Origin of the sequence: Bradyrhizobium betae, assembly GCF_050632175.1 — a bacterium.
Taxonomy (GTDB): Bacteria; Pseudomonadota; Alphaproteobacteria; order Rhizobiales; family Xanthobacteraceae; genus Bradyrhizobium; species Bradyrhizobium betae_B.
Genome location: NZ_CP192576.1, coordinates 597,859 through 624,179, shown reverse-complemented (window position 1 = coordinate 624,179; position 26,321 = coordinate 597,859). Strand labels below are relative to the sequence as shown.

Annotated in this window: 24 protein-coding genes and 2 pseudogenes; 17 read left to right on the top strand and 9 right to left on the bottom strand. The window is 65.0% G+C overall.

Annotated elements, in window-relative coordinates; genetic code table 11:
* Nucleotides 1–67: 67 nt before the first annotated feature.
* Nucleotides 68–1,080: pseudogene (gene galE / locus ACQ86E_RS03225) on the bottom strand (UDP-glucose 4-epimerase GalE).
* 145 nt (nt 1,081–1,225) lie between these two features.
* On the opposite strand from galE, the gene ACQ86E_RS03220 reads away from it, so the two are divergent.
* A complete protein-coding gene (locus tag ACQ86E_RS03220; RefSeq protein ID WP_431206383.1) occupies nt 1,226–2,242 on the top strand; it encodes a glycosyltransferase family 4 protein in 1,017 nt (338 codons plus the stop codon).
* A 195-nt stretch (nt 2,243–2,437) separates the two neighbouring features.
* On the opposite strand, the gene ACQ86E_RS03215 is transcribed toward ACQ86E_RS03220, so the two are convergent.
* Nucleotides 2,438–2,926, bottom strand: a complete 489-nt coding sequence (locus ACQ86E_RS03215; protein WP_431204157.1) for a DUF3429 domain-containing protein — start codon at nt 2,924–2,926, stop codon at nt 2,438–2,440.
* Between the two features lie 35 nt (nt 2,927–2,961).
* Entirely contained in the window at nt 2,962–3,513 is a 552-nt protein-coding gene (locus ACQ86E_RS03210) for a hypothetical protein (RefSeq protein WP_431204156.1), read from the bottom strand.
* Between ACQ86E_RS03210 and ACQ86E_RS03205 the strand changes: the two genes are divergently transcribed.
* Together ACQ86E_RS03205 and ubiG are read left to right on the top strand one after the other, a co-directional pair.
* Complete coding sequence (locus tag ACQ86E_RS03205) at nt 3,469–3,906, top strand: DUF2256 domain-containing protein (RefSeq protein ID WP_431204155.1); 438 nt, start codon at nt 3,469–3,471, stop codon at nt 3,904–3,906. The genes ACQ86E_RS03210 and ACQ86E_RS03205 overlap by 45 nt on opposite strands.
* A 2-nt stretch (nt 3,907–3,908) precedes the next feature.
* Entirely contained in the window at nt 3,909–4,685 is a 777-nt protein-coding gene (ubiG, locus tag ACQ86E_RS03200; protein ID WP_431204154.1) for a bifunctional 2-polyprenyl-6-hydroxyphenol methylase/3-demethylubiquinol 3-O-methyltransferase UbiG, read from the top strand.
* A 289-nt stretch (nt 4,686–4,974) separates the two neighbouring features.
* Here the strand turns inward: ubiG and ACQ86E_RS03195 are convergent, their stop codons facing one another.
* On the bottom strand, nt 4,975–5,877 hold the full coding sequence (locus ACQ86E_RS03195; RefSeq protein WP_431204153.1) for a LysR family transcriptional regulator: 903 nt from the start codon (nt 5,875–5,877) through the stop codon (nt 4,975–4,977).
* A gap of 87 nt (nt 5,878–5,964) precedes the next feature.
* Here ACQ86E_RS03195 and ACQ86E_RS03190 point away from each other — a divergent pair, with 87 nt between their 5' ends.
* The 3 genes from ACQ86E_RS03190 (at nt 5,965) to ACQ86E_RS03180 (ending at nt 8,503) form a co-directional block, all read left to right on the top strand.
* A complete protein-coding gene (locus ACQ86E_RS03190; protein ID WP_431204152.1) occupies nt 5,965–6,810 on the top strand; it encodes an enoyl-CoA hydratase/isomerase family protein in 846 nt (281 codons plus the stop codon).
* 55 nt (nt 6,811–6,865) lie between these two features.
* A complete protein-coding gene (locus ACQ86E_RS03185) occupies nt 6,866–7,516 on the top strand; it encodes a peroxiredoxin-like family protein (protein WP_431204151.1) in 651 nt (216 codons plus the stop codon).
* A gap of 99 nt (nt 7,517–7,615) precedes the next feature.
* A complete protein-coding gene (locus ACQ86E_RS03180; protein ID WP_431204150.1) occupies nt 7,616–8,503 on the top strand; it encodes a DMT family transporter in 888 nt (295 codons plus the stop codon).
* Between the two features lie 166 nt (nt 8,504–8,669).
* Here the strand turns inward: ACQ86E_RS03180 and ACQ86E_RS03175 are convergent, their stop codons facing one another.
* Together ACQ86E_RS03175 and ACQ86E_RS03170 are read right to left on the bottom strand one after the other, a co-directional pair.
* Nucleotides 8,670–8,981 carry a P-II family nitrogen regulator gene (locus ACQ86E_RS03175; protein ID WP_431204149.1) on the bottom strand — a complete coding sequence of 104 codons (312 nt, stop codon included), beginning with the start codon at nt 8,979–8,981 and terminating at the stop codon, nt 8,670–8,672.
* A gap of 7 nt (nt 8,982–8,988) precedes the next feature.
* Nucleotides 8,989–9,960: a sodium-dependent bicarbonate transport family permease gene (locus tag ACQ86E_RS03170; RefSeq protein WP_431204148.1), complete on the bottom strand. Its 972-nt coding sequence runs from the start codon at nt 9,958–9,960 to the stop codon at nt 8,989–8,991.
* Nucleotides 9,961–10,058: 98 nt separating this feature from the next.
* Between ACQ86E_RS03170 and ACQ86E_RS03165 the strand changes: the two genes are divergently transcribed.
* The 3 genes from ACQ86E_RS03165 to ACQ86E_RS03155 all read left to right on the top strand — a co-directional run bounded on the left by ACQ86E_RS03165 (nt 10,059) and on the right by ACQ86E_RS03155 (nt 12,294).
* Entirely contained in the window at nt 10,059–10,916 is an 858-nt protein-coding gene (locus tag ACQ86E_RS03165; RefSeq protein WP_431204147.1) for a LysR family transcriptional regulator, read from the top strand.
* A gap of 113 nt (nt 10,917–11,029) precedes the next feature.
* Complete coding sequence (gene folE, locus ACQ86E_RS03160; protein ID WP_431204146.1) at nt 11,030–11,632, top strand: GTP cyclohydrolase I FolE; 603 nt, start codon at nt 11,030–11,032, stop codon at nt 11,630–11,632.
* 200 nt (nt 11,633–11,832) lie between these two features.
* A complete protein-coding gene (locus ACQ86E_RS03155; protein WP_431204145.1) occupies nt 11,833–12,294 on the top strand; it encodes a fasciclin domain-containing protein in 462 nt (153 codons plus the stop codon).
* Between the two features lie 56 nt (nt 12,295–12,350).
* Here ACQ86E_RS03155 and waaF read toward each other — a convergent pair whose 3' ends face one another.
* Complete coding sequence (waaF, locus tag ACQ86E_RS03150; protein WP_431204144.1) at nt 12,351–13,463, bottom strand: lipopolysaccharide heptosyltransferase II; 1,113 nt, start codon at nt 13,461–13,463, stop codon at nt 12,351–12,353.
* Between the two features lie 161 nt (nt 13,464–13,624).
* On the opposite strand from waaF, the gene rfaD reads away from it, so the two are divergent.
* From rfaD to ACQ86E_RS03120, 6 genes and pseudogenes are all read left to right on the top strand, one after another.
* Nucleotides 13,625–14,605, top strand: coding sequence for an ADP-glyceromanno-heptose 6-epimerase (gene rfaD / locus ACQ86E_RS03145; RefSeq protein WP_431204143.1), 981 nt, complete (start codon nt 13,625–13,627; stop codon nt 14,603–14,605).
* A 27-nt stretch (nt 14,606–14,632) separates the two neighbouring features.
* On the top strand, nt 14,633–16,117 hold the full coding sequence (gene rfaE1 / locus ACQ86E_RS03140) for a D-glycero-beta-D-manno-heptose-7-phosphate kinase (RefSeq protein WP_431204142.1): 1,485 nt from the start codon (nt 14,633–14,635) through the stop codon (nt 16,115–16,117).
* Nucleotides 16,114–17,409, top strand: coding sequence for an O-antigen ligase family protein (locus ACQ86E_RS03135; protein ID WP_431204141.1), 1,296 nt, complete (start codon nt 16,114–16,116; stop codon nt 17,407–17,409). Before rfaE1 ends, ACQ86E_RS03135 begins: the two co-directional genes overlap by 4 nt.
* Nucleotides 17,410–17,519: 110 nt before the next feature.
* Nucleotides 17,520–19,434: pseudogene (locus tag ACQ86E_RS03130) on the top strand (SDR family NAD(P)-dependent oxidoreductase).
* Between the two features lie 2 nt (nt 19,435–19,436).
* Complete coding sequence (locus tag ACQ86E_RS03125) at nt 19,437–20,669, top strand: glycosyltransferase family 4 protein (RefSeq protein WP_431204140.1); 1,233 nt, start codon at nt 19,437–19,439, stop codon at nt 20,667–20,669.
* Nucleotides 20,666–21,613 carry an NAD-dependent epimerase/dehydratase family protein gene (locus ACQ86E_RS03120; protein ID WP_431204139.1) on the top strand — a complete coding sequence of 316 codons (948 nt, stop codon included), beginning with the start codon at nt 20,666–20,668 and terminating at the stop codon, nt 21,611–21,613. The genes ACQ86E_RS03125 and ACQ86E_RS03120 overlap by 4 nt, the downstream gene beginning before the upstream one ends.
* Here the strand turns inward: ACQ86E_RS03120 and ACQ86E_RS03115 are convergent.
* A complete protein-coding gene (locus tag ACQ86E_RS03115; RefSeq protein WP_431204138.1) occupies nt 21,601–22,620 on the bottom strand; it encodes an MraY family glycosyltransferase in 1,020 nt (339 codons plus the stop codon). The two genes, ACQ86E_RS03120 and ACQ86E_RS03115, sit on opposite strands and share 13 nt — an antisense overlap.
* A complete protein-coding gene (locus ACQ86E_RS03110) occupies nt 22,617–23,576 on the bottom strand; it encodes a lysylphosphatidylglycerol synthase transmembrane domain-containing protein (protein ID WP_431204137.1) in 960 nt (319 codons plus the stop codon). Before ACQ86E_RS03110 ends, ACQ86E_RS03115 begins: the two co-directional genes overlap by 4 nt.
* A gap of 224 nt (nt 23,577–23,800) precedes the next feature.
* On the opposite strand from ACQ86E_RS03110, the gene ACQ86E_RS03105 reads away from it, so the two are divergent.
* Nucleotides 23,801–24,790, top strand: a complete 990-nt coding sequence (locus tag ACQ86E_RS03105) for an NAD-dependent epimerase (protein WP_431204136.1) — start codon at nt 23,801–23,803, stop codon at nt 24,788–24,790.
* 7 nt (nt 24,791–24,797) lie between these two features.
* Nucleotides 24,798–26,210 (top strand): mannose-1-phosphate guanylyltransferase/mannose-6-phosphate isomerase, encoded by a 1,413-nt coding sequence (locus ACQ86E_RS03100; protein WP_431204135.1) that lies wholly within the window; start codon nt 24,798–24,800, stop codon nt 26,208–26,210.
* Nucleotides 26,211–26,321: the final 111 nt, after the last annotated feature.

Here is a 26,321-nt window from a genome sequence, read left to right as displayed (position 1 = left end):
AATGGCCTCTGTGCCCGCTCGAGCGGGGTTTTTCAAGCCCAATTAAGGGCTTGCGCCCGGATGGAATCTAGGCCGAGGCGGCGTGGCGGAGCTCGCCATGGCGCTCGCGGAACAGCTTTTCCTCCACGCCAGGGCGTGGGCGGCGATGGTCTCGAGATCGTCATATTGCGGCCGCCAGTCGAGCAGGCCGCGGATGCGGCTGGTGTCGGCGACCATGGTCATGATGTCGCCCGGCCGGCGCGGGGCGTATTGCACGGCGAAGCTGCGGCCCGAAACCCGGCGCACCGCGTCGATGGTCTCCAGCACAGAATAGCCGCGGCCATAGCCGCAATTCAGCGTCGTCGAGGCGCCGCCATTGCGCAAATAGGCCAGCGCCGAGCGATGCGCCTGCGACAGGTCCGTGACGTGGATGAAGTCGCGGATGCAGCTCCCGTCCGGGGTCGGATAGTCGGTGCCGAACACGTCGATCTTGGCGCGCTGGCCGGTTGCGGCCTCGACCGCGATCTTGAGCAGATGCGTGGCGCCGGCGGTGGCAAGCCCGATGCGGGCCTGCGGATCGGCGCCGGCGACGTTGAAGTAGCGCAGGGTCACGTACTGCATGCCGTAGGCGGCGGCGACGTCGTGCAGCATGATCTCGGTCATCAGCTTCGACGAGCCATACGGCGACAGCGGCCGTGTCGGCGCGTGCTCGGGCACCGGCACCTGGTCCGGATTGCCGTAGACGGCGGCGGTCGAGGAGAAGATGAAACGGTTGATGCCGCGCTTGACCGCGACGTTGAGCAGGTTGCGCGCGGTCATGAAGTTGTTGCGGTAATAGCCGAGCGGATCGCGCATCGAGTCCGGCACGACCACCGAGCCCGCGAAATGGATGATGCTGTCGATGTCGTGCTGGGCGATGACGCCTTCGAGCAGGTTCTCGTCGCCGGCGTCGCCAATGAACAGCGGCACGCCCTCCGGCAAGTACGCGGAGAAGCCGGTGGAGAGATCGTCGATCACGACCACGTCCTCGCCGGCTTCCGCCAGCGCGAGAACCGTGTGACTTCCGATATAGCCGGCGCCGCCGGTGACTAGCACGGTCATGATCTCACCCGTCTTCAATTCAAGCCGATGCTAACGTTTGTGCGGTGAAGACGGTGTTTCGGCGCGGCTGAACTGGTCACTATGCTTAATGTTGCGTATAGGGACTTTTCGAAACGGAGTGTGACGTGGCGAATTCCCCGGCGATCTGCAGGTGATCGTGCCAAATCTGCACAGGCGCTATTCCGGGGTCACGGCGACCAACCGGATGGTGGCGCCGCGGCTGGCAAGACTGTATCGCGCCGCGTGGTTCGGCTCCGACGCGCCGGAGGGGATTGCGCGGCTGAGCGGCGCTGATTTCCTGAAACTGTGGCGCCGCAAGACGCCACTGATCTGGCATGCGCGGCGCAACAACGAGATGATTGCGGGCGTCGTGCTGCGTGCGCTCGGCTGGCCGCTCAAGCTGGTGTTCACCTCGGCGGCGCAGCGGCATCACAGCTGGATCACGCGCTGGCTGATCCGGCAGATGGACGCGATCATCGCGACGTCGGATCTCTCGGCCTCCTTCCTGAAAGTGAAGGCGACTGTGATCCCGCATGGCGTCGACACCGATGTCTATGCGCCGCCGGCCGACCGTGCCGCGGCGTTCGCCGAAAGCGGGTTGCCGGGACGCTACGCGATCGGCTGCTTCGGTCGCGTGCGTGCGCAGAAGGGCACCGATGTGTTCGTCGATGCGATGTGCCGGTTGCTGCCGCGCTATCCGGATTTCACTGCGGTCATCGTCGGTCAGGTCACGCCGGAGCAAACTGCTTTTGCGAACGACCTGAGGAAGCGCATTGAAGCAGCCGCCCTGCAAGCGCGCATCGTCATCACCGGCGAGTTGCCGATCGGACAGGTGCAGCGATGGTACCAGCGGCTGACGATCTACGCCTTCACCTCGCGCAACGAGGGCTTCGGCCTGACGCTGATCGAGGCGATGGCGGCCGGCAGCGCGCTGGTCGCGGCACGTGCCGGGGCGGCAGAACTCGTGGTCGAGGATGGGGTGACAGGCGTGCTGGTCCCGACAGGCGATGCCGAGGCGCTCGCTGCGGCGCTGGAGCCGCTGATGCGCGACGTCACCGCGGCGACCGCGATGGGCGAGCGTGGGCGGGCGCGGGTGTTGACGCAGTTCAGCCTCGAGGCGGAGGCCGCACGGATTGGTGAGGTCTATCGGCCGTTGCTCTGAGCAGCGTTTTCAGGCACCGAAAACGAAGATCGCGAAAACAACCCCATGCACAGTAGCCGGTCATAGCGGAATCAACGACTTGCGGACCGGGAGCGAAATTTTTCTGATTATGCGAAAATTGATTGACCTGTCGGGCAAAACAGCTCTATGATGTCATCATCGCAAAAATCGTCAGCCCCGGCGAAACAAGTTACGTCACTGGCCGAACTCCGCCACGATCAGGGCGGCGACGACGATCATCGTGAGCGGCTGGCGAAGCACGCGGTACCACGGCGGGACCAAGCCTTGACGCGTGAACCGGATATCCAGCAGCAGGTTCGCGGCGAAGCCGACTGCCAATAGGGCGAGGCCATATCGGGCATCGATCAGCAGCGACGCCCAGCCGACGAGCGAGGGAATGACACTGATGCCGAGCCGGACAGAATCGATACCGTGATCCGTCCGCGAGATCGACTGGATCATCGCGGCGCCCCAATGGATGCCGCCGAGGAACGACAGGATCACGGCGCCGTAGGCCAGCAGTCCGTGCAGCGCGGCCGCCTTCAAGTCGCCCTCGATGGCCAGGGAGGCGATCGAGAGCCCGACGAACGGCACCAGGCCCAATCCGCCGAGCCATACTGCCGCGGTGGGAACCAGTGCGCGCCGCGGCCTGCCGTCGTGATCGTCAGTCAGAGATGTCGACATGCTGCCTCGCGCCTGGGATCTCGATTGTCACGATCTCACGCCTCCCGCGCCGACAGCATCGTCGAGCAGAGCAGGCCGATCAGCGCGATCAAGGCTGCCACGCTCATGCCGTTCAGAGCGATGAGCCTCGCGTAGTCCGACGTCACCATCACCGGTTGGCCGAGATGGGCGTCGACGAGGAGATAGACGATGAAGGGAAGCGCGGCGACGATCGCAGACTTCAGGCGCTCGTCAGGTCGGAACAAGACGGTGCCGAGCAGCGCGCAGGGAAGCAGAAACAGCTCGACACCCGACGAGGCGCCGAACAGCTTGACGCAAAAGACGGTGTTGCCGACACCGGCCAATACAAGCAGCGCGCGACCTGCGAACGAATGTCTTTTCGCCAGGGCCGGGACGGCGAGGAAGAAAGGCGTCGACAGCAGGCTGAACCAGGCCGGCCAGGCGGCCGTCCCCACGATCCAATGCAGATAGAGCGGATAGAACGGCTGGTTGGAGGCCACCACGAGCGCGACCTTGCCGGCCAGCGCAGAACGAGGGTCCGGATGATCCGCATAACTGCCGATCCAGGCTGCAATGGTTCTGATCATCTGCGCTGGATCATCTGCACTGGATCATCTGCCTTGGGCGCGCCGGTTGATCTGATCGTCCTGCACGATCGCGTGACTACCGGCAGGAAACGATCACAAGCCGAATTTGGATCACAAGCAGCCAGGAATCATGATCCAAAATCCGTCCAGGCTCGTTCAGGAAGAGAAAGGTTCGATCTGTCCGGGCAAACTGCGCAGACAGGTTTTTTCTCGCTGGGCAATTCTGCCATGCCGAAGATGCGACGCAAATCGGACCTTCCGGCCAAAATATGCGCCGCTTGCAGGCGGCCGTTCGTTTGGCGGCGAAAATGGGCCCGGGATTGGCCAAGCGTGAAATTCTGTTCCGAACGGTGCCGTAGCGACGGGCGCCGAGCTGCTCGCCAGGAAGGCTGAACATGCTGCGCAAGGACTTGAAGACCGGCCTCGCGCCGAGCGTCGATCCCGACGAGATCGCGCGGTTCGAGGCTCTCGCCGAGGATTGGTGGAATCCCGACGGTCGCATGAAGCTGGTTCATAGTTTCAATGCGGCGCGTGTCGCGCACCTTCAGAACCGGCTTCCTGCGCTGATGGTGCGTGACGCGAGGCTGGAGCGGCCCCTCGACGGATTGACGCTGCTCGATGTCGGTTGCGGCGCCGGTCTGGTGACGGAGCCGATGGCGCGTCTCGGCGCGCTTGCGCTCGGCATCGACGCCGCCGAGCGCAATGTCCGCGTGGCGACCCTCCATGCGGACCGGGCCGGTTTGTCCATCTGCTACCGGCAGGCCGTTCCCGAGGAACTGGTTGCCGAACGGCGGCAGTTCGACATCGTGCTGTCGCTCGAGGTCGTCGAGCACGTGGCCGACACTGATCGCTTTCTGGCTGCGACCGGCAGCCTGGTTGCGCCCGGCGGGTTGCTGGTCATCGGCACGCTGAACCGCACGCTGGTGTCGTTCGTGAAGGCGATCATTGGCGCGGAATATGTTCTGGGCTGGCTGCCCCGCGGCACGCACGACTGGCGGCGCTTCATGCGGCCGGACGAGATCGCGAGCACGCTTGCTCCGCTCGGCTTCTCCGTCATCGAGACCTGCGGCCTGGAGCTCGCTCCGATCACCATGCGCTGGCATACGACCCGCTCGTGCAACACCAACTATCTCCAGATCCACAGGCGGCGCGGCGAGCCGACGGCGGCATGATGCGGCGTGCCGCTTGTGTCTCGTGTGGCTCGAGAAAACCGCGAGTCCAGCAAGAAAGGAACGACAATTTCAAGCCGGCGCACTAAGCGGATATGGGGAAAGATTTTGATCCATCCCGGGTCGTGAGCATCCGGAGTTGTCGAATTTCGAGTCCCGGAGAGGCGGCAGTTTTCTACGCAAACCCGACATTCGGCTGGAGCCAAGAGTACGGGGAGGTCTAGGAACAGACACCCGTTTTGACGCTATTTCCTTGGCCGTGCGCGTCCGCTGCTGGCGGTCATGCTGGCACTCAGTCAGCGGATATGCCGTAGCGGCTGAGCACCGGATCGATCTCAAGTTCGTTGGCCAGGAAGTCGATCATTGCTCGCACCTTGAGCGGGACGAAGCGGCGTGACGGGTACACGGCATTGAGCGGCAGAGGCTTGGGCTCGTATGACCTGAGCAGAACTTGCACCTGCTTGTTCTCCACCTCATTCGAGAACGCGAATGCCGGGATGACGGCGATGCCGAGACCGGCAAGCACGCCTTCACGCACGGCTTCCGAGTTATCGACGCGATAGCGGCCAGAGACGTCTACCACCAGCGGCCCATCCTTGCTCTCAAAGTGCCATCGATTGCCCGTGGCGAGGCGCGTGTAGACGATACACTGATGGCGTGCGAGGTCGGCAGGCGCACGTGGTGTGTCATGCGCCTTGAGATAGGCCGGTGAGGCGACCGTAACCCGGCGGACCATGCCGATCTTGCGCGCAACCAGGCTCTGGTCGGTGATCTCGCCAACACGTAACGCAAGGTCGATGCCCTGCTCGACGAGATCGACGAAACTATCGCTCATCGTCACGTCGATCGACAGATCCGGGTAGCGCGAGAGGAAGCTGGCGAGCCGTGGCACGATATGTCGACGGCCGAGTACAACAGGCACGGCGAGGCGCAACGTCCCGGTGGGCTTCGCCTGTCGCCGGCCGACCGCGTTTTCCGCTTCGCCGATTGCCTCCAAAGCGCGCAGCGCATGCTCGTAGAATGCGCGACCGTCGTCGGTCAGTGTCAACGCACGTGTCGTACGGGTGAGAAGGCGCGAACCGAGATGCTCCTCAAGCGCTGCGATCTGCCGGCTGATCGTCGGCTGCGTCGAGTTCTGTTCGGTGGCGACTGCGGTGAAGCTGCCGGCCTCGACCACGCGGACGAACGTCTTCATCGGGCCCAGTAGATCCATATCATTCATACGCCTTTCGTATCAATGATATGAAATCTGTAGGCGTTCCGCAAGTTCCAGGCATGGTTCATGGATGCATTGCAGGCGACGGCAGCGCCGCCGGTACGCAACGCTACGGAGACGATCATGAGCGCCGAGACCAACTCAGCACCGGCCTATTTCAGCCGCTACGCCCACCTCCGCATGAGCCGGGGCGCAGACGGCATATTGCTGGTCGAGATGCATACAGACGGCGGCCCGATCAAATTTGATGCGCGGGACCATGAGGGATTCACGGACGCCTTTTACGAGATCAGCCGCGACCGCGGAAACAAGGTCGTCATCTTGACCGGCGTCGGCGACTATATGGCCGAAATCGACTTCGGCAGCTTCGGCAATGTCGGCGATGCCAATGTCTGGTCGAAAGTGCACGACGAAGGCACTCAGATCCTCGAGAACATCGCCAATATTCGCGTACCGATGATCGCTGCCATCGAGGGCAGGGCGCACATCCACACCGAGTATGCGCTGCTCGCCAACGTCATTGTTGCTGCCAGGACGGCGACTTTCCACGATCTGCCGCACTTCGCCGGCGGGATCGTTCCAGGCGATGGCGTGTACACGACGTGGGCGTATCGCGCTGGAGCGGGCCGGACCGAGGCATTCCTCCTCAGCCCGCGTCCGGTCACGGCTGAGGAAGCGGCAGCATGGGGCGTCGTGAATTATCTTGCGGATGCCGGCAGTGCCGTGGCGGTCGCCCGTAATTTGGCGCAGCAATACCTCAAGCAACCCGAAGTGACGCGCCGCAATACGCGCATCCACTTTATCCAACCGCTGAAAGAGCGGATCGTTCGCGAAGTCGGCTACGGACTCGCGCTTGAAGGCGCCAGCGCGAACGCACTCGTTCAACAGATGATGGTCGCGTCAAAGACCTGAGCACATCGTCAATGGCCGGCTTCAATCTTTACCACGAACATTCCAGAGAGCGATCATGTCCCTGCAAACCGAACTCGACACCTTCAAGACATCCTGGCGCGAGCGCGTCGGCGCTGAAACCGCGAAGCTCGTCGATGACGACAATGCGGCGCTGCGGTCGCTGGCCGATCGCGCGCTCCAGGTCGGTGCACAGTTTCCGGAAAGGGAATTGCCGAACCAGACCGGTGGCACGTCCGATCTCGGCGCTCTGATTGCGGCCGGCCCACTCGTTGTGACCTTCTATCGCGGCGGCTGGTGCCCCTACTGCAATCTCGAACTGCGCGCCTACCAGAAAGCGCTGCCCGCGATCACGGCACTTGGCGCCCGCCTCGTTGCCATCTCGCCGGAGACGCCGGACAATACGCTGACGACCGCGGAGAAGAACACGCTCAGCTTCGACGTGTTGAGCGATACAGACGGTGCGCTGGCAGATGCGCTCGGCATCCGCTTCCAACTCTCGCCAGCCATCAAGGCACTTTACCAGAAATTCGGCCACGACCTGCCGACCCACAACGGGGACGGACAGTGGTCGCTGCCAATGCCGGCGAGCTACGTGATCGAGAAGGGCGGCCGTATCGCACTCGCGAGCGTCGATCCCGACTACCGCAACAGGATGGATCCGGCCGTAGCGCTCTCGGCGCTGCGCAAGCTCTCCATCGCGTCCTGATCTCAGATCTCAAGAGCAAGAATTGTCATGAGCATGCCCCTTTGCACGACCGCTGTACCCACCGTGCCTTCGCGGATAGCTCTGCGCGATCGCCCGGAGGTGCGCGGCCTTGCGCTCGGCTTGCTGGCCGCGAGCATCTGGGGCTCCTATCTGGCCATGGCGCGCGCCGGTGTATCGGCGGGTCTCCACGCCACCGACATCGCAGCGATCCGGTACGGCGTCGCGGGATTGATCATGCTGCCGTGGTTATTGAGACATGGCATCAAGGACATGGCCGGCATGGGCATGATGAAGGGCGCGGCCCTGACACTGCTGGTCGGGCCGCTCTTCGTCATAACCGGTGTGTCAGGCTATTCATTCGCGCCGCTGGCCCATGGTGCCGTCATCCAGCCGGCAGCGCTGACGCTGGGGTCAATCGGACTGGCATTTCTGGTGCTGGGTGATCGGCCGACGATTGCACGCGTTGTAGGTGTCGCCATAATCATCGCCGGGCTCGCTGTGATTGCCGGGCCTGGTTTGATGACCGGGACGGCATCAACGCCGATCGGCGACCTGCTATTCGCGACTGCCGGCCTGATGTGGGCAATGTTTACGGTCGTCAGCCGCCACTGGAGCGTGTCGCCGGTCGCAGGAACCGCCGTGGTCTCGGTGCTCTCAGCAGTTGCCTACGTTCCCGGCTATGTCCTGGTAATCGGAGCGGATCGTCTCCTGGCGGCTCCGGTGCCGATGCTCGCAGCGCAGATCCTGGTGCAAGGCGTTCTCTCAGGCGTCGTTGCTGTCATCGCTTTCTCGAAGACTGTTCAAATTATAGGTGCCGGGCGCGCCGCAGTCTTTCCAGCCCTCGTCCCAGCCGTCGCCATCCTGATCGGCCTGCCGATCACAGGCGAGGTTCCGAACAGTCTCCAACTCGCAGGCCTGGCTCTGGTCAGCACCGGCTTGCTGGTGGCGATCGGCGTGATCGCTCTGCGCAAGCCTCGGAGTCACTGAAAGACCTCAGGCAAAAAGAGTTCGAACCTCAGCCAAATGGGCATCAACGGACGCTGCCGCTGCGCCTGTCAGCGGCAGCGCCGCGAGCGATGGTCGGCAGCGCGACGATCTGCCGACCCCTATCGGACTAAAGCCGGCTCGGCTTTGCGCTGAAGGCATCTCTCGTTCAGAATCGCTCCGGCCGCACCACCTCGACGTCACTGACCGAGACCAGTCCCACCTGCCGGGAGACGATGGCGAAGACGGCCTGCAGCAGGCCGTCGAGGCGGCCGGGATCGACGATGCACCACAGCGCGTACATGCCGGCGGCGTCTCCGATCTGGCCGTCCGAATCCCATTGCCCGGCGTGGCCGCGTCCCGCGGCGAGGGGGACCACGGAAAAGCCGCTGACGCCGGTCGACACCAATTCTTCCGTCAGTCGCTTCAGGAGAGCCCGCTCGATCAGGATTTCGACGCGCTTCTTGGCAAACATCTGCATGCTGTCCTCATTCTGCGATCATCTGTGCGGCGGCGATGTAGAGGGGGATGCCGACCGTGAGATTGAAAGGAAACGTCAGGCCGAGCGACAGCGTGAGCGCGATCGCGGGATTGGCCGCAGGCAGCGCCAGCCGCATCGCGGCCGGCACCGCGATGTAGGAGGCGGAGGCGCCAAGCGTCATCAACACCGCCGTGCTGCCGGCCTGCAATCCGATCAGCCACGCCAGGGCCGCCGCCAACGCGGCGCCGACGAGCGGCATGACCCAGGCAAAGGCGGCGACGGGGACGGACAGCGATCTCCAGCCGTCCCGCAGCCCTCGGCCGGCGATCAGGCCCATGTCCAGCAGGAAGATGCACAGGAAGCCTGCGAACGCGTCGAGCAGGAACGGCTTGAGCGAGATCATGCCGCGTTCGCCCGTGATGCAGCCGACCGCGAACGCGCCGAGCAAGGCCACGATCGAGCCGTTCAGTGCGATCTCCCGCAGGAAATCCTTCGGCATCTCTCCTTCGGTCCTGCCTCGCCCCGTCCGTGCGATGAACAGCGCGGAGAAGATCGCCGGCGTCTCCATCGCGGCCGCAACGGCGATCATGTAGCCGTCAAAGGGCAGCCCGAGCTGGGTCAGCGCGCCCGTGACCGCGACGAAGGTCACGGCCGAGATCGAGCCGTAGTGTCCGGCCACCGCTGCGGCGTCGACGTGGTCGAGGCCTGCGACGGTGCGCAGGAAGGCGTAGGCGAGGAACGGCATGCCGCCGGACAAGGCAATGCCTGCCGCGATCGTGGCGACCAGCGTCAGCGTCAAGCCCTGATGGGCGACCTCGGCGCCGCCCCGGAAGCCGATCGAGATCAGGAGGTAGAGCGAGAGAAAACGCGCGATTGCCTCGGGCACCGACAGGTCCGAGCGGCCAAGCGAAGCTCCAAGGCCCATCCCGAAGAAGAGCACCGGGGGAGAAACGATATTCTGAACAGCAAGCGCCAGCACGGGACCTCCAGGCAGGTTTCGACGGATGGCGGTTGAGATAGCGTTCGGTTGGCCTTTGGCGAAATTGAGTGTATTGAGGATCATCATTGAGAAAGGTAATGATGATGCCGCGCGCGCGCGTCAATCTGGACATCGACCTGGTCAGGTCCTTCGTCACCATCGTGTCGCTCGGAAATTTCACGCGGGCCGCGCAGGCGCTCGGCGTCCAGCAGTCCACGATCTCGCTGCAGATCCGCCGGCTGGAGGAGCAGGTCGGCGGCAAGCTGCTGGAGCGCTCACCGCAATCGGTTGCCCTTACCGCCGAGGGCGAGACGTTCTTCGACTATGCGCGGCGCATGCTGGATCTGAACGACGAGATGGTCTCGCGCATCCAGGAGCCTGCGATGCGCGGGCTGGTTCGGCTCGGGGCTCCCGAGGATTTCGCAACCCGTCATCTTCCCGACGTGCTTGCGCGCTTCGCGCAGGCCTATCCGCAGGTCGACCTCGAGGTCACCTGCGATCTGACGATGAATCTGATCGAGCGCTTCAGGAAGGGCGCTTTCGACCTCGCCTTGATCAAGCGTGAGCGATCCATCGAGATCCCCGGCATCCGTGTCTGGCGGGAGCCGCTGGTCTGGGTGACGGGCGGGCTCGATCTCAGGCAGGGCGTCCTGCCCCTGGCGGTATCGCCCAAGCCCTGTGTCTACAGGAAGCGCGCCACCGAGGCGCTCGATCGCGCCAAGCGGTCCTGGCGCGTCGCCTACACCTGCGGTTCGCTGGCGGGGACGCTGGCGGCCGTGCGCGCCCGGCTTGGCGTGACGGTGCTTCCGAAGGACATGGTCCCCCCGGACCTGCATGTCGTGGACGGCAAGCCGATGCCTGACCTGAAGGACACCGAGATCGCGATCCTGGAGCGCGACCGGCTCCCCCGGCCGGCGCAACGCCTCAAGGACTTCGTGATCAAGACCCTGAGCTGACGCGTCCCGCGCGGCGGGCGGTGATCCAAGAGCGCGCGCCGCTCGTTATCCGTTGTCGTTCGTCATGGAGGCAGATGCCTCGTGGAGGCGGATAACGCGAAAGGCTGAATGGCGTGACTGTGGATACCGGACTTGCCCCCAATCGGCTGCAGCGGCCGAGCCGTGAAGAAGCAGAAGCCGCATTTCGGACCATCATCCGGTGGGCGGGTGATGATCCGGACAGGCCCGGGCTGCTGGACACGCCGGCGCGGGCCGCGCGTGCATTCGAGGAATATTTCGCAGGCTACGAGCAGGATCCGATTCAGATCCTCGACAGGACCTTCGACGAGACCGGCAGCTACGAGGAGATGGTCATCCTGCGCGGCATCTCGTTCGAAAGCCATTGCGAGCATCATATTGCGCCCATCATCGGCCGCGCCTGGGTCGCCTATGTGCCGAACGGCCGTGTCGTCGGCATCTCCAAGCTCGCGCGCGTGGTGCAGGCCTACGCGAAGCGATTCCAGATCCAGGAACGCATGACGTCCGAAATCGCCTCCGCCATTCAGAATGCATTGAGGCCGAAAGGCGTGGGCGTCATCCTCAAGGCCAATCACCACTGCATGTCGAGCCGCGGGGTGCAGAAAATCGGTTCCGACATGGTCACGAGCTGCATGCTTGGTTGTTTTCGCGACAATCCGATCTCGCGTCAGGAGTTCATGGCCATGGTCGAGGATTGAGCGCGGCACTGCGCCGCAGGATTTTCGAACAGGCCGGTGATCCACCCGTCGCGAGGCTCCGTTTCGTCAATGTCGATCGCATCTGATCGCACGGTGGATGCGCGTTCTCTGCGCAACCATCACATCAGTCGAGACTCAATCACGGCAACTCGGAGAAAAAGATGACGCCTGCAATACGTTCATTCGCGGCCGGAGCCGCCATGCTGGCTGGATTGCTCGGTCCCTCCATGGCGCGAGCCGCCGACATCGTGGACACCGCCGTTGCTGCGGGATCGTTCACCACGCTGGTCACCGCAGTGAAGGCCGCAGGCCTCGTTCATACGCTGAAGGGCAAGGGCCCGTTCACGGTGTTCGCGCCGAACGATGCGGCTTTCGCCAAGCTGCCGCCGGGAACGGTCGAGTCGCTGCTCAAGAACAAGACCAAGCTCGCGGCCATTCTCAAATATCACGTCATCCCCGGCCGCGTGAAGGCCGCCGATGTGGCGGGCAAGTCGCTCAAGGTCGCGACCGTCCAGGGTCAGCCGGTGAGCGTCGATGGCAGCTTCGGCGTGACGGTCAACGATGCGCATGTCATTCAGCCGGATATCGAGGCGTCGAACGGCGTGATCCACGTCATCGACACCGTGCTGTTGCCTCCGGCGCGCAAGAAGACTCATCACTGAGGATCGACCGGAAACCACCCGGGCCTGACGCAGGGTGGTTTCCGGCGAGCTTGTGACTAGGGCTGCCCGCGCTCGACGTCTTGGGTCGTCACGCGTAGCCGAGATTCCCCCAGCACCCGCTCCGCAATCCCCACCACCTCCTCGGCCGCGATATCCCGCATGCAGCGGTGGTCGTTCATCTTGCAGATCGTGCTCTGGCAGGGCTGGCAGGACAGCACGCTCTTGTCCTGCACCACGGTCGCGGCGAGGCCGTTGAGGGGGCCCCAGAGGTAGGGGCTGGTCGGGCCGAAGATGCCCATGGTGGGCGTGTCCAGCGCAGCGGCGATGTGCATCAGGCCGGAATCGTTGCAGATGGCGACGCCGGCCGCGGCCATGGCGAGGACGCCGTTGCGCAAATCGTTGCCGGTGAGGTCCCGGACCCCAGGGCCGCCGGCGGTCCCAGGCCCGCCCGCGGCGACGATCTCCTGAGCCAGGCCCTTCTCGCCGGGGCCGCCGACCACCCAGACCTCCAGCCCGCGCTCGACCAGCAGGCGGGCGGCCTCCGGATAATAGGTCCAACGCTTTGACACCCCGACGGAGCCCGGGCCGAGCGCCACGGCGGCGCCGGCGCTGAGGCCGTTGGCTTGCCGCCAGCGGGCGATATCCTCGGGCGGAACTCGCAATTGCGGCACCGGCCATTCCGGGGGCAGGGGCGCGCCGTCGGGCTGCGCCAGGGCGGCGTTCTTGTCGATGAAGCGGGGCAGCTTCTTCTCGCCCCAGCGCCAGCGGTTGAGCAGGCCGAACCGGAACTCGCCGACGAAGCCGACCCGCTCGGGGATGCCGGCCAGGGCCGGCGCGATGGCGGCTTTCCAGGTCCGCGGCAGCACCAGGGCGGTGCCGTAGTTCCGTTCGCGCAGGAGCCTGGCCAGGCCGAACTGGCGGCCGACGGCCAGCCGTCCGCGCGGCAGGTCCCAGACGATCCCTTGGCGCACACCGGGCATGTAATCGACCAGCGGGGCGCACAGGGAGGTGGTCAACATATCCACCGGCCGGTTGGGCCAGCGCTCATTCAGGACTCGCACCACAGTGTGATTCCGGACGAAATCGCCGATCCACATATAGGGGACGATCAGGATCGGGCGGGTGTCGCTCGGATCTGCGCTACCGCTAAATTGCGAATCACTGTTCATTGATTAATGGGGCCGGGATATACTGGGATGTGCCGGTTCGGTTAGCCGCTCCGGGCCGGCAGGTAAAGCCGGCCGCAGCCCAATCCCAAAACCGCTTACACTTTGCCGGATCATGCGCTAGGGCAGGACCGGATCGCATCAATCGGGCAGGGGACGTTGGAATGTTGCTGGTGACCGGCGGGGCCGGTTTTATCGGATCGAATGTCGTCGCCGCGCTGAACGAGGCCGGGCGCAGCGACGTCGTGGTCTGCGACCTGCTCGGCACCGAGGGCAAATGGCGCAACCTCGCCAAGCGCCAGCTTGTGGATATCGTCCCGCCGGCCGAACTGTTCGACTGGGTGAAGGGCCGCAAGCTCGACGCCGTGATCCATCTCGGGGCGATTTCCGAGACCACCGCGACCGACGGTGATCTCGTGATCGAGACCAATTTCCGCCTCTCGATGCGCCTGCTGGATTGGTGCACGGCGAATGTGGTGCCGTTGATCTACGCCTCGTCGGCGGCAACCTATGGCGACGGCGAGGCCGGCTTTGACGACGACGCCTCGCTGCCCGCCCTGAAGCAACTGCGGCCAATGAATCTCTACGGCTGGAGCAAGCATCTGTTCGATCTCGCGGTCGCCGGGCGCATAGCGAACGGCGATCCGCTGCCGCCGCAATGGGCGGGCCTGAAATTCTTCAACGTGTTCGGTCCCAACGAGTACCACAAGGGTACGATGATGAGCGTGCTCGCGCGTCGCTTCGACGACGTCAAAGCGGGCCGCGTCGTGCAATTGTTCAAGTCGCATCGCGAGGGCATCGCCGACGGCGATCAGCGCCGCGATTTCATCTATGTCGACGACGTCGTGCGCGTGATGATGTGGCTGCTGGCGACGCCCTCGGTGTCCGGCCTGTTCAATGTCGGCACCGGCAAGGCGCGCAGCTTCAAAGACCTGATGCTGGCCGCCTATGCGGCACTGGGCACCAGGCCGAACATCGAATATGTCGACATGCCCGAGAGCATCCGCGGCAGCTATCAATACTTCACCCAGAGCAAGGTCGATCGCCTCCACCGCGCCGGCTATAATGGCGGCTTCACGACGCTCGAGGATGCTGTGAAAGCCTATGTCGGGGATTATCTCGACCGGCCCGACCGCTTCCGCTGAGGCTCCAGGATCTAAGGCTCAAGGATCATGCCGACGCCCATTCTCGATTTCGATGCCCTCGCGCAGGCCATCTCGGCGCGCACCGTGCTCTGCATCGGCGACATCATGCTGGACGAATTCGTCTATGGCGAGGTGTCCAGGATTTCGCCGGAAGCGCCGACGCCGGTCATCGTGGCCCGGCGCAGCGAGATCCATATCGGCGGCGCCGGCAACGTCGCGCGCAATATCGCCGCTCTCGGGGCGCGCTGCATCTTCGTCGGCCTCGTCGGCGAGGACGATGCCGGCAGGCAGCTCAAGGACGCGCTGGGTGAGCAGGACGGTATCGAAAGCGTGCTGGTGTGCGATCCGTCGCGGCCGACCACGCGCAAGGTCCGTTTCGTGTCCGAGCATTTCTCCACGCACATGCTGCGCGCGGATTGGGAGCAGGCCGCGCCTGCCTCCGACGACGTCGAGACGAAGCTGATCGAGGCGATCCTGCCCCAGATCGCCCGTGCCGACATCGTGCTGCTCTCCGACTACGCCAAGGGCGTGCTGACCGCGCGGGTGATCCGCCACACGATCGATGCCGCGCGAAAATCCGGCAAGTCCGTGATCGTCGATCCCAAGAGCCTGAACTGGGCGATCTATCGCGGTGCCACGCTGCTCACGCCCAACCGCAAGGAATTTTCGGAGGCGACGCGCAGCCGCGCCGACACGGTGCAGAGCATCGTCGATGCCAGCGAGGACGTGATGCGGCTGGCCGATTGCGAGGCGATCCTGGTCACGCAAGGCGAGCAGGGCATGACGCTGGTGCCGCGCAACGGCGATGCCGTTCATGTTCCGGCCTTCCCCGTCAAGGTGCGGGACGTCTCCGGCGCCGGCGACACCGTCGCCGCCGCGCTCGCGGTCTCGCTTGCTGCGAATGCGGACTGGGATACGGCGCTGCGCATGGCGAGTGCCGCAGCCGCCGTTGCGGTCGGCAAGCAGGGCACCGCCAGCGTGAGCGCGGCCGAGTTGCGGCGAAAGATCCTGCCGCATGCTTATCTCGCGGCCGAGGAGAAGATCGTGCTGGAGCCGGGCGCACTCGACGCGCAGCTCGCCGAATGGAGGCGCCAAGGCCAGCGCGTCGGCTTCACCAACGGCTGTTTCGACATCCTGCATCCCGGCCACGTCAAGGTGCTGACCGCGGCGCGCGGCGCCTGCGATCGCCTGATCGTCGGCCTCAACAGCGACGCCTCGGTGCGGCGGCTGAAGGGCGAGGAGCGTCCGGTCCAGGACGAGCGCGCGCGCGCGGAAGTGCTGGCGGCGTTAGAGGCCGTCGATCTCGTCGTCATCTTCGAGGAGGACACGCCGATCGAGCTGATCACCCGGATCAAGCCGAGCGCGCTGGTGAAGGGCGGCGACTACACGCGCGAGCAGGTGGTCGGCCACGAGGTCGTCGAGGCCGCTGGCGGAACGGTGGTTCTGGTCGACATCCTCCAGGGCTTCAGCACCACCGCGCTGGTCCGTCGCGCGCGGGGCGGCGGCAAGTGACGGACCAAGTGACGCTTGCCAGCGAGACCACCGCCCAGATGCTGCTGCGGCGCCTGCGCAGTCCGGCGGCCTGGAGCGAGACGGTCGATCTGTTCGCGATCCTCACCGTGGCTTCGCTGCCCTGGTCGACCTCGCTCGTGGCGATCTTCAACGCTGCGTTCCTGGTCTGCATGGTGCCGTTTCTCGACGTCAGGGCATTCCTGCAATCGCTGAAGCGCCCGATCTGCGCGGCGCCGATCGCGCTGTTCCTGCTGGCATTGCTGGGGACGCTGTGGTCGGACGCGGCCTGGGGCGCGCGCCTCTATGCCGTCGGTCCGACCGTCAAGCTGCTCGTGCTACCCGTCCTGCTCTATCACTTCGAACGTTCGACGCGCGGCAACTGGATGTTCATCGCCTTCCTGGTGTCATGCGCGCTGATGTCCGTGATGTCATGGCTGGTCGCCTTCTACCCGGGACTGTCGCTGAGACCCTATGACCCCCTCGAACGCGGCATCTTCGTCAAGAACTACATCGACCAGAGTCAGGAATTCACGTTGTGCGCGGTCGCGCTCGCGTATCCCGTGTTGCTGCTGCTGCGCGAGAAGCGCTACTGGCTCGCAGGCTTGCTCGTGGCGCTGGCGCTGAGCTTCCTGGTCAACATGGCCTTCGTGGTGGTCTCGCGCACCGCGCTCGTCACCGTACCCATCATGCTTGCCGTGTTCGCGCTGCTTCATTTGAGGTGGCGCAGCATCGCCATCATCTCCGCACTTTTGATCGCCGGCGCCGTCACCGCCTGGCAGGCCTCACCGCAATTGCGCAAGACAGCCGACACGTTTTCGCGGGACTACCGGCTCTACATGCAGGAGAACGTCCCGACGTCGATGGGGGAACGTCTCGAATACTGGCGGCACTCCATCAAGTTCTTCGTGCAGGCTCCGCTTATGGGCCACGGGACCGGCTCCTCGCAGGGACTGTTCGAGCGAGCCTCCAAGGAGCCGTCGTGGGTTCCTGGCGTCAGGGTCTTTCCGAATCCTCATAACCAGACGCTGCACGTCGCCGTGCAGTGGGGAGTCATCGGCGTCGTCATTCTCTACGCGATCTGGATCAGTCATTTCCTGCTGTTTCGCGGCGACGGCTTTGCCAAGTGGATCGGCCTGCTGGTCGTGGTGCAGAACGTGTTCACTTCGCTGTTCAACTCCCATCTGTTCGATTTCCACGAGGGCTGGATGTATGTCATCGGCGTCGGCGTCGCCGGGGGCATGGTGATCCGGGCGCAGCGGGCTCCTGGAAAGGCAGCTGAAACCGGGTCCTGAGGGAGCGTGTGCCAGCAAACCCATGCTGGCGTCTTGTGCTGGCAACTCCGGCCGAGATGGGCTATCAGCGCGGTCAGGTTGCACCCAGCTGGATTTTCATCGGTCGTCGGATGACGCGTCTCTCTCATCTCACCTTGCGCAATTTCCTGATCGCGCTCCACGACCTGCTGGCGACCACGGCGGCGCTGTTTGCCGCCTTCTACATCCGCTTCGAGGGCGGCGATGGCTTCTACGACCGCCTGCCGCTGCTGTTCCAGATCCTGCCCTACTTCCTCGCGTTCAGCGTGGTCGTGTTCTTCGTCTTCAACCTGACCACGACGAAGTGGCGCTTCATCTCGCTGCCGGACGCGCTGAACATCATCCGCGTCGCGAGCGTGCTGACGGTCGCGCTGCTCGTGCTCGATTACGTCTTCGTCGCCCCCAACGTTCGCGGCGCCTTCTTCCTCGGCAAGGTGACCATCGTCCTCTACTGGTTCCTCGAGATCACCCTGCTCAGCGCGCTGCGCATGACCTACCGCTACTTCCGCTATACGCGGGTGCGGCGTCATGCACGGACCGAGGATGCCGCGCCGACGCTGCTGATCGGCCGTGCCGCGGACGCCGAGGTGCTGCTCCGCGGCATCGAGAGCGGTGCGATCAAGCGCATCTGGCCGGTCGGCGTGCTGTCGCCGTCGAGCTCGGATCGCGGCCAGCTCATCCGCAACGTGCCGGTGCTGGGCGACATCGATGATATCGAAGACGTCGTCGCCGACTTCGCCAAGCGCAACAAGCCGATCGCGCGCCTCGTCATGACGCCGTCGGCGTTCGAGCCGGACGCGCGTCCGGAATCGATCCTGATGCGGGCGCGCAAGCTCGGGGTGATCGTCAACCGCATGCCCTCGCTCGAGAGCGGCGACACGCCGCGCCTTACGGCCGTCGCGGTCGAGGACCTCCTGCTGCGGCCGAGCGAAAAGATCGACTATGCGCGCCTCGAAGCCCTGATCAGGGGCAAGGCCGTGATCGTCACCGGCGGAGGCGGCTCGATCGGCTCCGAGATCTGCGAACGCGTCGTCGCGTTCGGCGCCGCGCGCCTGCTGATCGTGGAGAATTCCGAGCCGGCGCTCTACGCCGTCACGGAGGCGCTCGCAGCGTACGGCGCCGTCGCCGCGATCGAAGGGCGGATTGCCGACATCCGTGACCGCGACCGCATCATGCGCCTGATGGCCGAGTTCAAGCCGGACATCGTGTTCCATGCCGCAGCCCTCAAGCACGTGCCGATCCTCGAGCGCGACTGGAGCGAGGGCGTCAAGACCAACATCTTCGGCTCGATCAACGTGGCCGATGCGGCGCACAGCGCCGGCGCCGAAGCCATGGTGATGATCTCGACCGACAAGGCGATCGAGCCGGTGTCGATGCTCGGCCTCACCAAGCGTTTCGCCGAGATGTACTGCCAGGCGCTCGATCATGATCTCGCGGCAGGGAGCGGCGGCGCCAGGCCGGCGATGCGGCTGATCTCGGTGCGATTCGGCAATGTGCTGGCGTCGAACGGTTCGGTGGTGCCGAAGTTCAAGGCCCAGATCGAGGCCGGCGGCCCCGTGACGGTGACGCATCCCGACATGGTCCGCTACTTCATGACGATCCGCGAGGCCTGCGACCTCGTCATCACGGCGGCGACGCACGCGCTCGGGACGCAGCGTCCGGACGTCTCGGTCTACGTGCTCAACATGGGCCAGCCTGTGAAGATCGTCGACCTTGCCGAGCGCATGATCCGCCTCTCGGGCCTGCAGCCCGGCTACGACATCGAGATCGTGTTCACGGGCATGCGGCCGGGCGAGCGCCTGCACGAGATCCTGTTCGCCTCCGAGGAGCCGACCCGCGAGATCGGCGTCGCCGGAATCATGGCCGCGCAACCGAACGAGCCGCCGATGCAGACTCCTGCGCAAGTGGATCGTCGCACTGGAGCAGGCGATCGCGCGCGACGATCGGGCCACGATCAGGACCATCCTGAAGGACGCGGTTCCGGAATTCGGGTCGACTGCGGCCTGACCATGCAGTCCCAAGACAAGACTGTCGGCAAGATCGTCGTCGCGAGCCAGCATTATCCGCCGGATACGAGCACGACCGCCGCGATCATGGCCGAGATCGCCTGTCGTCTTGCCGAGCGGCACGAGGTCGTCGTGCTGTCGGGCTGGCCCGGTGCGCTGCCGGCTTCGCACACCGGTCCGGGCAAGCCGCGCGTCGTTGCGATCAGGAACCGGATGGCGGGAAAGGCGGCGCTGGTGCGGCGCGGCGCCTCCGAGCTGCTGTTCGCGGCGCGCACGTTCGCAGCCCTGGTCCGGGAGCTCAAGGCGGGGGACGTCGTGCTCACCGTCACCGCGCCGTTCATGCTGCCTTATGCCGTTGCCGCGGCGGCAAGGCTCAAGGGCGCGCGCTCGGCGCTGATCCTGCACGACCTTTTTCCCGACGTGCTGGTGATGGCGGGCCTCCTGAAGCCGGGTTCGGTTGTGACGAGGACGATGCGTGCCGCCAACAGCCTGATGTTCCGCGCGCTCGACGCCGTCGTCACCATCGGCCGCGATGCCGAGGGGCCGCTGCTGAGCTATTCGGGCATGACGCGCAACAAGATCCGCTTCATTCCGAACTGGGCGACGATCGTGCCCGGTCCGCGTCCGCTGTCAGCGGACAATCCGTTCCGCAAAGCCATCCCTGCGCGTTTCGTCGTCGGCCTGTCGGGCAATCTCGGCTTCACCCATGATCCGGAGATCGTGTTCGAGGCGGCGCGCCTGCTCGAGGACGAGCCGGACATCCACTTCCTGCTGTCGGGCTGGGGCATCGGCTTCGAGCGGCTGAAGCAGTTGCAGGCCGCAGCAAACCTCTCCAAGGTCTCCTTCGTGCCGCGCGTCGCGGATGCCGAGCTCGAGGCGTTCCTGGCGGCGGCCAATCTCTGGATCATTCCGTATCGGAAGGACGTGGCGGGGGTGTCGGTGCCGAGCCGGTTCTACAATCTGCTGGCGGTCGGACGTCCCGTGCTGCTGGTCTCCGAGCCGGAGGCCGAGGCGGCCTTGACCGTGGTGGAGAACGGGCTCGGTTGGGTCGTGACGCCGGGCCGCGCCGATCAGCTCGCTGACGCGATCCGTTCGGCGGCCCGTTCCGACGATGGTGCGATTGCGGCGCGCGCGGTGAAGGCGGCCGCGCGATACGACCGGACCGTGGCGATGGACGCCTATGCCGGCCTGATCGACGAATTGTTGCGCAACCCGGACCTTTCGGAGCAGCGATGAGCGAGCGCAAACCGGTCGTGCTGTTGACGGGAGCGAGCGGCTTCGTCGGCCGTCACGTCGCGCCTGCGCTGGCGCGCGAGGGATGGTCGGTCCGCCGGGCGGTTCGCAGTCCTGAAGGCCTCGACGACGAGGTCGTGATCGAATCGATCGGCCCGGAGACGGATTGGAGCGCCGCGGCTCGAGGAGTCGACGCCGTTGTCCATCTCGCCGCGCGGGTGCATCACAAGCACGAGGAGCACGCGGTCCAGCTGTACCGCAACGTCAACATCGCCGGCACGCTGCATCTGGCGCGTTCCGCGGCGACGGCCGGCGCGCGCCAGTTCATCTTCGTGAGCACCGTTCTCGTGCACGGCCGCAGCAATGAGGGCCGCGCGCCGTTCAGCGAGGACGACATCCTGACGCCGCGCGGCCTCTACGGCATGTCCAAGGCGGCGGCCGAGGCGGGACTGAAGACGCTGGCGCGCGACAGCGACATGAAGATCTCGGTGATCCGGCCGCCGCTGGTCTACGGTGCGGGCGCCAAGGGCAATTTTGCGCTGCTGACGCGCGCGGTGAGCCTCGGGCTGCCGCTGCCCTTTGGCGCGATCCGCAATCAGCGGGCCTTCCTCGCCGTGCAGAACCTCTCCTCGTTCATCGCGCGCCGGCTCGCCCATCCCGACACGGAAAGCAATTTCGAGATCTTTCTGGTGGCCGACAGGGAGCAGGTCTCGACGCCTGAATTCATCGATCGGCTGGCGAAGGCGGCCGGCAAGAACTCGCGGCTATTCGGCATGCCGCCGAACCTGCTCTCAACACTGCTGAGCGTGATGGGCCGGCAGGACACGCATGACAGCCTGATCGGCTCTCTGGAGCTCAATATCTCCAAGGCGATTGCGACGGGATGGCAACCGCAGGTCTCTCTCGACGAAGGCCTGCGGCTCGCGCTGTCGGTTCAGAAGGCCTGAGGGCACGAGAACCGTCGCAGCACGAAGCCGATCGCGGACGCACCGGCGAGCACCGCGACGATCGTGATCGCCGTCGAGCCTGCGCGAACGGTGACGATGGCAAGCATCGCCAGCCACAGATTGAGCGCGAACACTTCGCCGATCACGCGCGTCACCGTGAAGCCGTTGTCGGTGGCGCGCTGATAGAAATGCGAGCGGTGCGCCGACCAGAACTGCTCGCGCCTGATGATGCGGCGAAACAGCGTGATGGTGGCATCCGCGAGATAATAACCGGGCAGCAGCAGCGCCGCGGCGGGCTGTCCGTGCCAGGCGAGCTCTAGCAGGCACCAGCCGAGCAGGAGGCCGATCGGCAGGCTGCCGACATCGCCCAAGAAAACCTTCGCGACCGGCTTGTTGAACGGCGCAAAGCCGAGCATGGCGCCGCACAGCGCCGTGGCGATCAGCACCGCCGGCCATGACAAGTCTCCGAGCCACCCGAGCAGCAGCAGCGCCGCGGTGACCGGCACCACTTCGGCCACCGTCATCAGGTCGAGCCCGTCCATGAAGTTGACGAGGTTCACGAACCAGATGCCGGCGAGCAGGATGAGGCCGCGCTCCAGCACCAGCGGCAGCGCCGGCACGATGCGCGCGGTCTCGGGCGCGGCAAACACGACCGCGCCGACGCAGGCTGCTTGCAGCAGGAGCCGCACCAGCACCGGCAGCGACACGATGTCGTCGGCGAATCCGACCAGCGCGATCACGATCGTCGCGATGACCAGCGCCGGAGGGATCGCGGCGTTGGCCCACGCCCCCCAGATGGATGCGACCAGCAGCGTCGCTGATACCACCGCGATGCCGGCCCCCTGCGGGGTCGGGACGCGATGCGAGGATCGCGCGTTGGGCCGCGCCAGCGCGTAACGCTGGAGCAGGGGACGGCTCGTCCAGGTGACGACGGCCGAGATCAGCGCGGCGATCGCAACGGCAAGCAGCGACGGCACGATGGCGACCGCTTCGCTGGCCGGGTTCACTCCGGCACTCCGAGCGGCGCCGAGCCCTGCGCCGCTTTCTCCGCGCTGAGGATCCAGACCAGGCCGCCGACCGCGCCGACGATGAACGAGACCGCGCCGAATAGCAGCGAGATGTTGACCCCTTCGTTGGATGCGAGCCCCGCGAAGCCGAAGGCCAGGCCCATGGTCGCCTCGCGCACGCCCCAGCCGGCGATCGAGATCGGCATCATGGTGATCAGCATGACCGGCGGAAGCAGCTGGAAGATCTGGCCAAAGCTGACCGGCGCCGCGATCGACTGCACCACGCACCAGCCGATGACGACGGCGAGCACGTGAACAAGGAACGACAGGATCGCGATGACGGGGCCGCGCCTTGCGTCGAAGATCACGCGGTTGGCGATCACGGCGCAGGCGTGGATGTGATGGGTGGCCCACCAGGTCTTCAGCCACGGCCATTTCAGCGCGCCGAAGACCAGGAAGCCGACGCCGCCTGCGAGCGCGGCGAAGTCGACGAGCAGCAGCGCCGAGCGTCCGTGCGGATCGGCGATCAGCTCGTAGCTCCAGGGCAGGCTCGCGACGATGAGAATCGCGAGCGCGACGAGGCCGATCGCGCGATCGACGAAGATGGAGTAGGTGGCTGCGCGCCATCCCGCCCCGGCGCGCGCGACCAGCCAGAGCCGGACCGCATCGCCGCCGATCGCGGATGGGAGGGTCTGGTTGAAGAAGGCTCCGATCACGTTGTAGCGCATGGCCTGGGCGAGCCCGAGCGGCGCGCCGCATGCGGCGCTGATCTCGCGCCAGCGCAGCACGCCGACGAAGATCTGCAGGAACGTGATCGCGATCGCCATGGCGATCCAGAACAGGCTGGTCGCGGTGAAGCGCGAGAACAGCTCGGACAGATCGACCTTGCGCAGCGCCAGATACAGCAGCGCTCCGGAAATCAGGATTTTGGCCGTCGACAGCAGGATTCGGCGCATCTCGCCCGCACGATCAGGGTTTGCGAAGATTTGAGGCAACCCGACGCGAGGCGCCGAATTAGGCCGCTTTGGTATGGTTTTGGCGTCGATCTTGCAATAGCGGTGACGAGGAGCGGTTATGAACCGCCAATATGACTGGCGGCGGGGCTATTGTGCCCCCTCGATGCGGCGGCTAAACAGGCGCCGCGGGCGCAGGATCGGATTTAGGGGCCCTCGGGAACAGGATGACGGATCAGGCGATTTTGGTCACGGGTGCGGCCGGCTTCATCGGCTTTCACGTCGCCCGGCAGCTGCTCGCCGAAGGCCGGACCGTCGTCGGGCTCGACAATCTCAACAGCTATTACGATCCCGCGCTGAAACGGGCCCGGCTGGAACTGTTACGCGACGATTCCCGCTTTTCGTTCGTCAACGCCGATCTCGCCGACCGCGAGGCGATCGCCGCGCTGTTCGCGCGGCACGGATTCGCTGAGGTCGTGCATCTCGCGGCCCAGGCCGGTGTGCGCTACTCGATCGAGCAGCCGCAGGCTTATGCCGATTCCAATCTCCAGGGCTTTCTCAACGTGCTGGAGGGATGCCGCCACAATGACTGTCGTCATCTCGTCTACGCCTCGTCATCCTCCGTTTATGGCGCCAACACTAAACTGCCATTTGCCGTGCAGGACCGGACCGACCATCCCGTGAGTTTCTATGCCGCGACCAAGAAGGCGAACGAGGTGATGGCGCAGTCCTACAGCCATCTCTACCGGCTGCCGGTCACGGGTTTGCGGTTCTTCACCATTTACGGCCCGTGGGGACGGCCCGACATGGCCCTGTTTCTGTTCGCGAATGCCATCATGGCGGGCAAGCCGATCCGGCTGTTCAACCATGGCCGGATGCGCCGCGACTTCACCTATATTGACGACGTCACCCGCGTCGTGTCCAAGCTGGTCGATCGGGCGCCCGCCGGCGACCCGGCTGCCGCAAATGCGCCTTCTAAGCTCTACAATGTCGGCAACCACCATCCGGAAGAGTTGATGCACGTCGTCGGACTTCTGGAGCAGGAGCTGGGTCGGACGGCGATCAAAGAATTGCTGCCGATGCAGCCGGGAGACGTCTTGGAAACGTTCGCGGATGTCGAGGATCTGATGCGCGACACCGGCTTTGCGCCGTCAACGCCGATCGCGCACGGGGTTCGTAATTTTGTCACCTGGTATCGGGACTACTTCAAGGTTTGAAATGACGATGGACAAACGCATTATCCCCCTGATCATGTGCGGCGGTGCCGGAACGCGGTTGTGGCCGGCTTCGCGCGAGGTGCGCCCCAAGCAATTCCTGCCGCTGTTCGGCGCGCGCTCGACCTTTCAGGACACGCTGCTGCGCGTCTCGGATGCCTCGCTGTTCGATCGTCCTGTTATCATCACCAATGCGTCCTACCGCTTCATGGTGCTGGAGCAACTCGCTGAGATCGGCGTCGAGGCCGACGTGATCCTCGAGCCGATGCGGCGCGATTCCGGCCCCGCGATCGCGGCCGGCGCAGTGTTCGCGCAGAATCGCGCCAGTGACGCGATCGTGCTGGCGCTCGCCGCTGACCACGTGGTGCAGGACAATCCCGCCTTTGTCGCGGCGTGCCGCGAGGGCCTCACCGCAGCGAACGCGGGGTGCATCGTCACCTTCGGCGTCAAGCCGGAACGGCCGGCGACCGAATACGGCTATATCAGCCCGGGCGAGATGATCTCCGGTGAGGTGCGCGCGGTCGCGCGCTTCGTCGAGAAGCCGGACGCGGTGAAGGCTGCCGACTACGTCAATTCGGGTTATCTCTGGAACAGCGGGAACTTCATGTTCCCGGCCACTCTTCTGCTGGACGAATACCGCAAGGTTGATGCGGCGAGCGTGGAGGCGGTCACCAATGCGGTCGCCAACGCCGGCCGCGATCTCGGCTTCGTCACGCTCGAGCCGCAGGCGTTTGGCGCGGCAAAGGCGATCTCGATCGACTACGCGGTGATGGAGAAGACCTCGCGCGCGGCCGTCGTGCCGGTGTCCTGCGGCTGGTCCGATGTCGGCTCCTGGCACGCGGTGTGGGAGCTGTCGGACAAGGACGCGCAAGGCAACGCCTCCCATGGCGCCGCGGTGTTCGAAGACTCCCGCAACTGCAACGTCACGACCGATGCTGCGCTGGTCGCGCTCGAAGGCGTCGACGATCTCATCGTGGTTGCGACCGCCGATGCCGTGCTGGTCTCGCGCCAGAAGGATGCCAACGGCCTCAAGCGTCTCGTGACCAAGCTCAAGACGGTCGCACCGAAGGTCACTGAAGAGCATCTGAAAGTGCACCGGCCCTGGGGCAGCTACCAGTCCGTCGACAATGGCGAACGCCATCAGGTCAAGCGCATCGTGGTGAAGCCCGGTGGGCGGCTGTCGCTGCAGAAGCACCATCATCGTGCCGAGCACTGGATCGTGGTCCGCGGTGCGGCGCGCGTCACGGTCAACGAGACCGTCAAGACCGTGCATGAGAACGAGTCGATCTACATCCCGATGGGCGCGGTCCACCGGATGGAGAACCCCGGCAAGATCATGCTGGAACTCATCGAGGTCCAGACTGGAAGCTATCTCGGGGAAGACGACATCATCCGGATTGAAGACGACTATCAAAGGTCGTAACCAGCACACTCCGAATCACGCGACCTGGGCCGAAACAGCGGTATCTTTCAGCCACTTACGGCCTGGGGAACGTGTAACTTTTTGAATCAAATCGTGTCCGGGTAGTTTGCC

What these genes read in the sequence shown, in the direction of transcription:
- ACQ86E_RS03125 (WP_431204140.1), top strand. Translation starts at nt 19,437, where the DNA reads ATGCAGTCCCAAGACAAGACTGTCGGCAAGATCGTCGTCGCGAGCCAG.
- ACQ86E_RS03155 (WP_431204145.1), top strand. Translation starts at nt 11,833, where the DNA reads ATGCTGGCTGGATTGCTCGGTCCCTCCATGGCGCGAGCCGCCGACATC.
- ubiG (WP_431204154.1), top strand. Translation starts at nt 3,909, where the DNA reads ATGCTGCGCAAGGACTTGAAGACCGGCCTCGCGCCGAGCGTCGATCCC.
- ACQ86E_RS03210 (WP_431204156.1), bottom strand. Translation starts at nt 3,513, where the DNA reads ATGATCAGAACCATTGCAGCCTGGATCGGCAGTTATGCGGATCATCCG.
- ACQ86E_RS03105 (WP_431204136.1), top strand. Translation starts at nt 23,801, where the DNA reads ATGACGGATCAGGCGATTTTGGTCACGGGTGCGGCCGGCTTCATCGGC.
- ACQ86E_RS03120 (WP_431204139.1), top strand. Translation starts at nt 20,666, where the DNA reads ATGAGCGAGCGCAAACCGGTCGTGCTGTTGACGGGAGCGAGCGGCTTC.
- ACQ86E_RS03185 (WP_431204151.1), top strand. Translation starts at nt 6,866, where the DNA reads ATGTCCCTGCAAACCGAACTCGACACCTTCAAGACATCCTGGCGCGAG.
- ACQ86E_RS03190 (WP_431204152.1), top strand. Translation starts at nt 5,965, where the DNA reads ATGGATGCATTGCAGGCGACGGCAGCGCCGCCGGTACGCAACGCTACG.
- rfaE1 (WP_431204142.1), top strand. Translation starts at nt 14,633, where the DNA reads ATGCCGACGCCCATTCTCGATTTCGATGCCCTCGCGCAGGCCATCTCG.
- ACQ86E_RS03205 (WP_431204155.1), top strand. Translation starts at nt 3,469, where the DNA reads ATGATCCGCATAACTGCCGATCCAGGCTGCAATGGTTCTGATCATCTG.
- waaF (WP_431204144.1), bottom strand. Translation starts at nt 13,463, where the DNA reads ATGAACAGTGATTCGCAATTTAGCGGTAGCGCAGATCCGAGCGACACC.
- ACQ86E_RS03195 (WP_431204153.1), bottom strand. Translation starts at nt 5,877, where the DNA reads ATGAAGACGTTCGTCCGCGTGGTCGAGGCCGGCAGCTTCACCGCAGTC.
- ACQ86E_RS03165 (WP_431204147.1), top strand. Translation starts at nt 10,059, where the DNA reads ATGATGATGCCGCGCGCGCGCGTCAATCTGGACATCGACCTGGTCAGG.
- ACQ86E_RS03175 (WP_431204149.1), bottom strand. Translation starts at nt 8,981, where the DNA reads ATGCAGATGTTTGCCAAGAAGCGCGTCGAAATCCTGATCGAGCGGGCT.
- rfaD (WP_431204143.1), top strand. Translation starts at nt 13,625, where the DNA reads ATGTTGCTGGTGACCGGCGGGGCCGGTTTTATCGGATCGAATGTCGTC.
- ACQ86E_RS03110 (WP_431204137.1), bottom strand. Translation starts at nt 23,576, where the DNA reads ATGCGCCGAATCCTGCTGTCGACGGCCAAAATCCTGATTTCCGGAGCG.
- ACQ86E_RS03100 (WP_431204135.1), top strand. Translation starts at nt 24,798, where the DNA reads ATGGACAAACGCATTATCCCCCTGATCATGTGCGGCGGTGCCGGAACG.
- ACQ86E_RS03215 (WP_431204157.1), bottom strand. Translation starts at nt 2,926, where the DNA reads ATGTCGACATCTCTGACTGACGATCACGACGGCAGGCCGCGGCGCGCA.